Genomic DNA, 10,850 nt, shown 5'->3' with positions numbered 1-10,850 from the left:
ACTGTAAACTATTGCACTTGGGCATTGATGGCGCAACAAATCAATGTAGTTAACGCACAGTGGCAAGAAATTAACAGAGAATTATTTCGCTGTACGGGTGATGCGTTCTATGACGAACAACAATATCGACCCCAGCAGCTTCCAAATTTAGATCCAAACTACCGTTATGGCTGGAAATATCTTGGTCTATCACACCAGAGAAATTTTACTTGTGAGAATGGCCTTATTGGTCAACCGGGACGCAACGGTAGAGATGGGGAACTTGGTAGTTACGGTCAAGTATTGTTAGTCAAGGGTACAGAAATTCCTCAAGAACAAATTAGTTATAGCAATCGCGTTAGCCTGTTAGTTGATCGAAGCATTAGGCTGATCAAGAAAAATTTGTCGAAAAAAACGGGACTACGGAGTCTACTTGGTACTGGTTCGGATGTCCTAGATAGTTATCGTTTATTAGAAACCGTCCAAAATTCTTTTAAAGTGTCTTGGCAAACTGTTAAACGCCCACAAGATTTAGGAGATCCTCCGATCAAAGCTGAAATTACTGAATCGGCGAAATTGCAATTTGATATTCCAGGCACATTGGAATATAAACTCAATAATTCGCCAAACCAAACCGAAATTACGATTACTGGAGGTATTAACCCTAAACGTTTAGGGCGTTATAAATTTAAAGGATTTGATCGCTTCCCCGATCCCCGCAATTTTACTCTTTTAGATGAAGGTAAACTTCTGGGCGAGTTAAAAACGGTTAAATTGACAATTATTTTGTCCCAGAACAACTCCAAAGTCAGCGAGATGTCTTACCCACTTGTTCCACATCGACTCTATCCTCACTGGGCCGATGCTTATCAGATCAATTTGGGCGATCGCTTTGATTCTTGGCTTAAACCAGGGCAACCTGTTGAGTATGAAATTCGCATTGAACAAACTACCCGTTCCGGAGTCACCTATACATCTGGAATGAAAATTGGTTTCGTTGTAGATAAAGTTCCTCATGATCCCAATATTGAATACTACTCAGGAACGACACTAACAAATCTCTTAAAGCTTATAAATAAGTAGCCAGGAAAAGTATTAATTTCCCAATATACAATTCACATGACCCTAGAATGGACTCAACCCGCATTTCTCACAAGCTCCCCTGCTCCCCTCGCGGGTGAAGTAATAAGTAATAAGTAATAAGTAATAAGTAAGATTCTTTACTCATTACTTATTACTTATTACTCTTTACTCTTTACTTATTTAATTAATGAGATGTGGTGAGAAATCCAGGTCAAGGAAGTGCGCGTTTGCACTTGATTATAGCTTCGCCATATCTAACCCTTATCTGTTTGTAGTGATCACAAAATTTAGTCTTTGAGATTCCGAACAACGACCAATAAGTAAGTTGGCGCGAAAAAATCAAAGTATGTTACGAAACGTAAATAGCCTTAAAATCTTTACTAGTGACCAATTGACTTAGGACAAATGACTTTTGACTTTTGACTTTTGACTTCCCCGAAGGGGCTGACAGCCTTAGCCAGTTAGCTTTAATTGCGCCGACCTACTTAGATGATCTTTGCAACGATTTTTTGAAGTTGTAGGTTCAGTTGGGTTGCAAAGCAGTCCTGTTGTGATTACCTCCACTGTTTTGTCAAAGCTACCTGTAATTATTTTTAATCGTGATTTATTATACTACTTATTTGCTAGATACTTGGGTTAGCCATCCAGCCATAAAAAGGCAATATATGTTAGAATTGTATCAAAATATGGCAATTATTCAAGAGCAATTTAGAATAATTTTGCGCTTTGTTGAGTAAAAAAGCTAAAATCTACGATTTTTGGAGATTTTTAGGTTATGACAACCTCACAGGAGAGGATTATCCCGATAGATTTGCGAACTGAAATGTCGCAGTCTTATCTGGAATACGCCATGAGCGTAATAGTGGGTCGGGCGTTGCCAGATGCCAGGGATGGTCTAAAACCTGTGCATCGTCGCATTCTCTACGCAATGCACGAGCTAGGTCTACTTCACGATCGCCCCTTTAAGAAATGCGCCCGTGTAGTGGGGGAAGTGCTGGGTAAATATCACCCCCACGGCGACACGGCAGTGTATGATGCCCTGGTGCGGATGGCCCAGGATTTTTCCATGCGATCGCCCTTAGTTAACGGACATGGTAACTTTGGTTCGGTAGATAACGACCCACCAGCCGCCATGCGGTACACAGAATGCCGCTTGCAAGCTTTAACTAGTGCTGGTCTACTCCACGACATTGAGTATGAAACCGTAGACTTTGCCGATAACTTCGACGGTTCCCAGCAAGAACCGACAGTTTTACCAGCACGGATTCCCCAATTATTACTCAACGGTTCCTCTGGAATTGCCGTGGGCATGGCTACCAACATTCCCCCTCACAATTTGGGCGAATTGATTGATGCTTTGGTGGCTGTAATCCACAATCCAGAAATCACCGATCTGGAATTAATGCAGTATGTCCACGGCCCAGACTTTCCGACTGGGGCGCAGATTTTAGGAACATCAGCCATTCGAGAAGCTTACACCACCGGGCGTGGTTCCATCACCATGCGTGGTGTCGCAAACATTGAAACCGTTGAACAGCGAGGACGTCCAGATAGAGAAGCAATTATCATCACCGAATTGCCCTATCAAACCAACAAAGCGGCGCTGATTGAAAAAATTGCCGAAATGGTCAACGAGAAGCGTCTAGAAGGCATCGCAGATATCCGCGATGAAAGCGATCGCGACGGGATGCGGGTTGTCATCGAACTCAAGCGTGATGCTTATCCCCGCGTCGTTCTGAACAACCTCTACAAGCAAACGCCACTGCAAGCCAACTTCGGCGCAAATATGCTGGCGTTGGTGAATAGCGAACCCCAAGTACTCACCCTCAAGCAGTTCTTAACCGTCTTTTTGGATTTCCGCATCGAATCCATTGCCAGACGCACCCGCTACGAACTGCGGAAAGCGGAGGAACGCGACCATCTCCTCCAAGGGTTATTAATTGCCCTGTCTCAGTTAGATCCAATTATTGTCTTAATTCGCCATGCACCAGATGCACCCACAGCTAAAGGCGAATTAATCACAACTTACGGACTCTCAGAAGTGCAAGCAGATGCGATTTTGCAGATGCAATTGCGGCGGTTGACTGCCTTAGAAGCAGACAAAATTCGTCTAGAACACGAAGAATTACAAGCGAAAATTACCGACTTGCAAGATATTTTAGCACGGCGGGAGAGAGTGCTAGAAATCATTGAAACCGAAGTCGCACAATTAAAAACTAGCTTCGCCACACCCCGCCGCACGGTGATTCTACCAGGGGAAGGAGAATTAGATGACCGCGACCTAATTGCCAATGAAAAAGCGATTATTTTGGTGACAGAGCAAGGTTACATCAAACGGATGCCAGTTAACACCTTTGAAGCGCAAAGCCGTGCTACCAGAGGTAAAGCCGCAGCCAAGGTGAAAGATGATGATACCATTGAGCATTTCTTAACTTGCTGCGATCACGACAGTATTTTATTCTTTAGTGAGCGTGGTGTCGTTTATTGCTTGAGAGCTTATCAAATTCCAGCTAGTTCGCGTACCAGCCGTGGGACACCAATTGTCCAAATGCTACCGATTCCCAAAGAGGAAAAAATCACCTCCATTGTACCAGTTGACGAGTTTAGCAACGAAGAATACTTGGTTATGCTTACTAAGGGCGGCAATATCAAGAAAACCGAATTGGCAGCCTTTAGTCATATTCGCGCCAACGGCTTGATTGCCATTTCCTTAGAAGAAGGCGACCAACTCCGGTGGGTGCGACGCGCCAGAGTAGAGGACAGTGTAATCATTGGTTCTCGTAATGGGATGGCGATTAACTTCCGGTGCAACCACGAACAACTGCGTCCTCTAAGTAGGGCGACTCGTGGGGTGAAAGCCATGAAACTCAAAAATAAAGATGAACTCGTGGGTATGGATATTCTGCCCGCAGCAATTCTTGAAACTTTGGATACAGTTACAGAAGCCGAAATTGAAGATATCGAAACTATCGAAACAGAAGATATCGAAGTTACCGAAATTAATGAAGAATCCGTAGAAGTGCCTAGCAGTGGCGTTGTTGGCCCTTGGGTGTTGGTAATTACAATGGGAGGATATGGTAAGCGCGTACCAGTTGCCCAATTCCGCCTGCAAAACCGTGCTGGTCAGGGTTTAATGGCAACCAAGTTCAAAAACCGTAAAAACAAAGACAAGTTGGCAACCCTACGCATTGTCAACAATGATGATGATGAAATCATGATGGTGACAAATCGCGGTATTATCATCCGTCAAGCGGTGAATGCGATTTCTATCCAATCGCGATCGGCAACTGGGGTAAGAGTGCAGCGTTTAGATGAAGACGACGCTATTACCGGAGTGGCAATAGTTCCACCTGATGCTGGCGATGCAGAAGAAGCAGAGTAAAAAGCAGGGGGAGAGGTTAACCGCCTTACTCCCTTATTTAATTGCCTTAGCTAGCGGCATTTTAATGGGCCTAACCGTAGCCCCAGTAGGTGCATGGTTCTTGGCTTGGATTGCCCTAGTCCCCCTGTGGGTACTAATTCTCACTTCAGCCAAACGCAAAAGCCAATCCCCCCCTGCCCCCCCATCTCCCTCATCCCCCTCATCCCCCTCATCCCCCCCTGCTCCCCCCGCCCTCCTCTGGGGTATCGGTTATCACGGTATCGCCCTATCCTGGATTACGGGAATTCACCCAATGACTTGGTTGGGCGTTCCGTGGTTGCCGAGTTTGGCAATTACCCTTTTTTGTTGGGGATTTATCAGTGTCTTGGGAGGGATATTTGTCGCTATTTGGGCAGCTGTGATGGCTCGCTTGGGGGGACAACAACCTTGGTTACGTATACTAATTGGTACAGCAGTTTGGTGCGGCTTAGAGAGTCTGTGGAGTGCCGGGCCTTTGTGGTGGAGTTCCCTTGCTTACACACAAAGTCCGCATAATCTCGTAATTGTACACCTAGGTCAACTTTCCGGGCCTAATAGTGTGACAGCAGCAATAGTTGCTGTGAATGGGTTAATTGCGGAAGGATGGACGAACCGCAGAGACACAGAGAGCGCTGAGAAAATTTCCTCTGGGTTCTTTGCGCCTCTGTGGTTCGTTAATAGATATTTAGCTAGCGCCACAGGACTATTAATTACCTTACACCTCATCGGTTTTATCTTATATAGCCGTCCCATCGCCCAAGCACCAGAGGCAGCCTTGAAAGTGGGGATTATTCAGGGTAATATCCCAAACCGACTTTTACAAAGTTCCGAAGGGTTTCGTCGCGCCCAAGAAAATTACACTAGTGGGTATATAACTTTAGCTAATGAAGGTGTAGATGCAGTCCTCACCCCAGAAGGAGCCTTACCTATTTTCCAGCGTAACTTGCTCTTAACTGCCTTAGTTGCAGCCGTGAAACAAAAGGGCGTAATTGCTTGGATTGGGGCTTTTGGTGAACGAGGAGACAGTTATACAATTAGCTTGTTTACTTTTAATGGTAAAGGTGAAATTGTCAGCCGCTACGATAAAGCCAAACTAGTACCTCTGGGAGAATATATCCCCTTTGAAGGGATTTTAGGTGGGTTAGTTCAGCGCTTGTCGCCTTTGGAGGCACACCAAGTTGCTGGTTCAGCAAATCAGCTATTTGACACTCCATTTGGTCGGGCGATCGCTAGTATATGTTACGAATCTGCTTTTCCTGAACAATTTCGTCGTCAAGCTGCTATGGGTGGGCAATTTATCCTTAGTTCTTCTAATGATGCCCATTACAGTGCATCCATGCCATTCCAGCATCATGCACAAGATATCATGCGGGCAATTGAAACTGATCGATGGTCAGCACGGGCAACTAATACGGGATATTCAGCCTTTGTAGATCCTCACGGCAGAACTTTGTGGATATCTGGATATAATACCTACGAAACTCATGCTGAAACAATTTATCGGCGACAGACAGAGACTTTATATGTGCATTGGGGTGATTGGTTGACACCGTTGTTATTGATATCTTCTGGAGGATGTTGGCTGGTAATTCAACTTAAGTAGAGCGACGCAAATAAAGCTAACTGGCTAAAGCTGTCATTTGTCATTTGTCCTTCGTCATTTATAAGGGTTTGAGGTGTATTTACGTTTCGTAATATAGCTTGATTTATTCTTGCCGACTTACTTATAAGCTAATCGTCATTCATTTTTGCAGACTGATTCGCTTGTAGTAAGCGGCTCTATCCCTGGTATTATGCAACTTAAATGATCATACCAATTTAATATGAAGCTGCATAATAAAGAACCCCACCCTAACCCTCCCCGAAATCGGGGAGGGAACTCAATAAGCTTGGGTTAAGCATTTCTTCCTTCTCTTTGCGCCCTTTGCGTCCTTCTCCCAGGGGGAGATGCACTCGTGTTTACGGTAGCCTGCGGCAAGCCGAAGCGTCTACGTTAAAAAAATTGACTTTGTAACAGAGTTTTAGCCTTAACCCAAGAGTATTGGCTTATGACTGGTCTAACCGCCGTTGCCATTCAACGTCCATTTGTGCAGAACGCTCAACTTCCTGGTCGAGTAAGTCAGTTTCGCTAGAATACACTAAATCTTCGTTGCCAATAACTTTTTCTGTTGCAAATTGTTGAGCATAGTTGATTTTTTGTTGTAAAGGTGCATCAGGGCTTGCCAATAGCCTTGCTCTGGAAAGGCGATCGCGGTTGCGATCGCCTATTTTACGATTACGCCACCCAATCCAGAAATAACGCAATAAGGGTATGCCCAAAAAACCTGCTCCGTAAGCCAATAGTAGCCAATAAATTCCTTGCACGAAAGCTACCAGTCCCCCTAATTGAGCAGCAACAGTGCCATCTCTCAACAAACTTCCCAGTACTAAAGCACCAACAAAATTTAGTACCCCTAACCCAGCACTCAGCATAATTTGCCCGGAACTTGCGGCACTAAAACGCCAGGAAAATTCCTCTAAGTGATCTGATATTGCATGACGGCGCTTTTTAACTGCACTCACCTGCAACTCTGGGAAGTAATAAACAATTTGCCCTTCTGGACTTACCGTCGGTTGCCCATTAAATCGTGTCAGAACCGGCAGCATATAATCTTCGTACTCTTTTGTATATCCCTCGCCAATATCATCCAAATATGGGGCAATTTGTTCTGCTACCACTGCGCCACGGTTACTCCGAATCACTGTCGCAATTTCTTGCCAGCGACGTTCTTCTAAGTTGGCGTTAGGATTACCATCGCCAAACAAAAACGAAAACACAGCTTCAAAGAAATTCAGATTGCTTTCTTCCTGCCTTTCACGTCGTCGTTCCTGGTAGTGGGTGTCATAATTTGGGCTAAGATACCAGAATAAATTTGGAAAATAGAAGAAGCCCCCACCGCCGGAATTACTGCCCCGATTGTCCCCGTCACGGTCTGAATTAGCAGCAGTAATGATCATAAAGATGGTAATAGTTATCAGGGCGATGGAAACAGTTAGAAAAATTCCAAAAGAAATGCGAATCAGGTAAAACAGAACACTCCAGACCTTTTGCCACCATTCCTGCAATCGTAACCGGAAGTATTTATTACGCAAAATTGCTCGAAAATTTTGTGGAAAAAGGTAAACTATATCACCTGAATCCGCTACTTGCAAATGTCCGCCAGCATCTGATGCCAAAGCTAACAAGCTTTGATTAGCTTCAGCGACCTTCAATCCTGCCTGAGTTGCCACATCACCAACGGTGACACGGTAGCCCAGTTGTTCCACAGCTTGCATGATGGTGGGACTGGGAGCCATTGCTCTCCTCTCCTGTTAAAACTTATTCCCTTTTCTTAAGTATAAAGTTTTATTTTGAGTGACTTGGCAGGGGTAGGAATAAAGCATGAAATCGTTAAAAATAGAAATTCTTACTATTTTATCTACATGAAAGTCATTGTCAGTCCATACTTTGAAGCTCAAGGCCCTTCGCAATTTCTTCAAAGAGGACGCTTCGTCGAACACCCCGATGTAGCGTCAAGGGGTCGGCAAATTCTTTTGGGGTTATTGGAGGCAGGATGCGAAATAGAATTTGCACCGCCGCCAGAACTTTGCATCTCAATGCTTCGCGAATCAATCCTTGCAGTACACGACACTAAATATATTGACTATCTCAAGGTTGCTTGGTCGCATTGGTCACAAATTCAGAATGCTAGCACGGAAATATTTCCCAATATTTCCCCAAACCGCCATATGGTCAACTTCAACGAAAACCCTGTTGCTTTAGCGGGATGGTACATCGCTGACTGTGCGGCACCAATCGGGGAATTCACGTGGGAAAATTCACTAGGTAGCGTATCTGCGGTGATTGTAGCGACATCTCGGATCAAAGCTGGGGAACTGGTTGTTTATGCTTTGTGTAGACCAAGTGGACATCATGCTTGCCGCGATATGGCAATGGGGATGTGTTTCTTGAATAACAGTGCCATTGCTGCTGTTGAGCTTCGCAAGCAATTTGACCGAGTGGCAATTATTGATATTGATATGCATCACGGTAACGGTACGCAGCAGATTTTTTATCAGCGTAGCGATATTTTAACAATCTCGATTCATGGCGATTCGAGAGATTTTTATCCCTTCTATAGTGGCTTTGAAAACGAATGTGGCTCAGGTGATGGCGAAGGATATAACTTGAACATTCCACTGCCAAAAGGAAGCAATGAGGCTTTTTATCTAAAAGCTCTAGAAAAATCTGCCAGCAGGGTGTTATCGTTCAACGCTGAAGCTTTGGTAGTAGCGACAGGTTTCGACACCTTTAAATCTGATCCCCTGGGTTGCTTTGCGCTGGAGTCTAATTCATACTATAAAATCGCTAGAATACTTCGCTCTCTGAATCTACCGACACTATTTGTGCAAGAGGGTGGATATTTTGTTGAAGCCTTACGGGAAAATGCTCGGCAACTCGTTAAAGGTTTTGAAAACGTTTGAATAGTAGCTAATGCTGGTGTAAGTACGTTGGCGCAATTAAAGCTAACTGGCTAAGGTTGTCATTTGTCATTTGTCATTTGTCATTTGTCATTTGTCATTTGTCATTAGTAAGGGTTTTAAGCTTATTTACGTGTTGTAACATACTTTGATTTTTTCGCACCAACCTACTTAGGTAGTTACTGTTCATTAACGAAATCTTTAGATGAATTTGGTAAACTGACACTAAAGTCGATAAACCAACAAATGACCTGGTACGCAACGTGTTAAAATAGTTTGCCTCAGCTTGGTTAACCAGCAAATTTTCTGCTCAAATATGGTTCAATACACTCTCGCTCAAAGCCCAGAAATTATCCTTACTGTTTCTGGAAAAGATTCAGCCAAAGCCCGTGATAAAGCAATGGATCAGCTGATGGAACTGATGGATGCAGGTAAGCTACCCACGGAACTGGAAGAAGGATTTGGCCCTCAACAATTAATTGAGGTTAAAGAGTCAACTATTGATATTGCTAGCGGTGAGGATACCATTACACAAGCTGTTCAGGTTCTGAGTAATCTGGCGACACTCAAACTGAAAGTTCAGGAGTCACGAGCTGAAGCCTTGGAAATTCGCAAAGCGGTTGATGTATTGTTCACCGATGAGTCGGTGACAGAAGAGGAAATTACTCGACTCAAGGAAGGTTTTAAAGTCCTCAAAAATTTTGCTCAAGCTAATGTGCGTTACCAGGAAGCGCGATCTAAAGCAGAACAGGCTCGACAAACTCTCGATCAAGCTCTCAAATCCCCTGATAAGTAACATTCACGAACTTAGGATTTGCGGATTTTATTTCTCTGCTTCCCTAATATAGCGCTTCTCACTTAAGTGCAATACAGACCTAACCCCCAACCCCAACCCTTGTAGGGTTGGGGAGTAAGATTCAAAGCCTCTCTCCTTTTACGAGAGAGGAATGGAAGCGAGGTCAAACTGTGTTGCATCCAAGCAAGAACCGCTATAGGGAAGGGGGCTGGGGGTTAGGTTTCGCGTTAACTTTTCCAGATGACTTGAAAAGACAGCTGGTATTTGACACTCTCAGGGCTAAAGCCGCGCTCGTTTCTGCGGACAGAATAGACTTAGGTAGTGCCCAAAATCTAATTCTCGCTACCCTCGTTAAACAGCGTCTACCGAGCAAGCCTAATGTTTAGATTAACTGGGGCGCTAGGATTCGAACCTAGGGATGGCGGGACCAAAACCCGCTGCCTTACCACTTGGCTACGCCCCAAAAACTTCACTGTACTTAATATAGCAGTTAGTCCTGGGTTAATGTCAAGTACTTTAATCGTTGATTTCAGATAATGGGTTTTTAGAGCAGGACATTGATTGGTCGATTGGTTGGAATGTTCTACTTCAAGTTGGTGCAAACAGGCAAAGGCACAAAGTTCAACCAGGGTGATGCCTTTGCATCTAAATCGGTTGCACTTGAGTTTGAACTTGCCGTCGGCTCATTTCGAGCTGAGTTTTTCTTCTTACTAACGACAGAATTGCTGTTTCAGCCTTGCTGACAACTGCGATCGCAACTTCGTATTCAACTACCATTAGCCCAATCCTGGTATTTTTGTAATATAAAAAACTAAGTGCGCAATGTAGGGTTTATTACTATAGCTAGATAATATTTAAAATGTTGTTTCGCTGACATTGAAAAAGATTCCATGTCAGCACCTAATTTTATTTTTATCTGAAAAATAAAAGATGATCTGAGTTCGATATCAAAAAATGGTGCAAAACAAGATACAGACAACTTTGTAGCTCTTATAGCCTTAGAGGCTATTGTCAATAAGTTCAATTTAATGAAAAAAATAGTGCGATCGCTACGAAAAGTAGTAATATAATTTTTAATTTATTTTCTCCAAA

7 protein-coding genes and 1 tRNA gene are annotated in these 10,850 nt (G+C 43.8%); 5 read left to right on the top strand and 3 right to left on the bottom strand.

What is annotated here, in order from left to right:
- The 3 genes from LC605_RS15930 to lnt all read left to right on the top strand — a co-directional run.
- The coding region (locus tag LC605_RS15930) for a hypothetical protein (protein WP_229548496.1) at nt 1-1,062 on the top strand (1,062 nt) is incomplete at its 5' end.
- A 775-nt stretch (nt 1,063-1,837) separates the two neighbouring features.
- Nucleotides 1,838-4,444: a DNA topoisomerase (ATP-hydrolyzing) subunit A gene (gene gyrA, locus LC605_RS15925; protein ID WP_229548495.1), complete on the top strand. Its 2,607-nt coding sequence runs from the start codon at nt 1,838-1,840 to the stop codon at nt 4,442-4,444.
- Nucleotides 4,425-6,065, top strand: coding sequence for an apolipoprotein N-acyltransferase (lnt, locus tag LC605_RS15920; protein ID WP_229548494.1), 1,641 nt, complete (start codon nt 4,425-4,427; stop codon nt 6,063-6,065). Before gyrA ends, lnt begins: the two co-directional genes overlap by 20 nt.
- A 443-nt stretch (nt 6,066-6,508) precedes the next feature.
- Here lnt and LC605_RS15915 read toward each other — a convergent pair whose 3' ends face one another.
- A complete protein-coding gene (locus tag LC605_RS15915; RefSeq protein WP_229548493.1) occupies nt 6,509-7,798 on the bottom strand; it encodes a hypothetical protein in 1,290 nt (429 codons plus the stop codon).
- Nucleotides 7,799-7,924: 126 nt separating this feature from the next.
- Between LC605_RS15915 and LC605_RS15910 the strand changes: the two genes are divergently transcribed.
- Nucleotides 7,925-8,965, top strand: a complete 1,041-nt coding sequence (locus LC605_RS15910) for a histone deacetylase family protein (RefSeq protein ID WP_229548492.1) — start codon at nt 7,925-7,927, stop codon at nt 8,963-8,965.
- 313 nt (nt 8,966-9,278) lie between these two features.
- On the top strand, nt 9,279-9,758 hold the full coding sequence (locus tag LC605_RS15905) for a hypothetical protein (RefSeq protein ID WP_229548491.1): 480 nt from the start codon (nt 9,279-9,281) through the stop codon (nt 9,756-9,758).
- A gap of 391 nt (nt 9,759-10,149) precedes the next feature.
- Here the strand turns inward: LC605_RS15905 and LC605_RS15900 are convergent.
- Nucleotides 10,150-10,221, bottom strand: a tRNA-Gln gene (locus LC605_RS15900).
- 182 nt (nt 10,222-10,403) lie between these two features.
- The gene (locus tag LC605_RS32975) at nt 10,404-10,535 is read right to left on the bottom strand and encodes a hypothetical protein (RefSeq protein ID WP_267868555.1); all 132 of its coding nucleotides are present in this window, start codon (nt 10,533-10,535) and stop codon (nt 10,404-10,406) included.
- Nucleotides 10,536-10,850 lie beyond the last annotated feature (315 nt).

Source organism: Nostoc sp. CHAB 5836 (genome assembly GCF_020829445.1).
GTDB lineage: Bacteria > Cyanobacteriota > Cyanobacteriia > Cyanobacteriales > Nostocaceae > Nostoc.
This window is presented reverse-complemented; position numbering and strand designations above follow the sequence as displayed.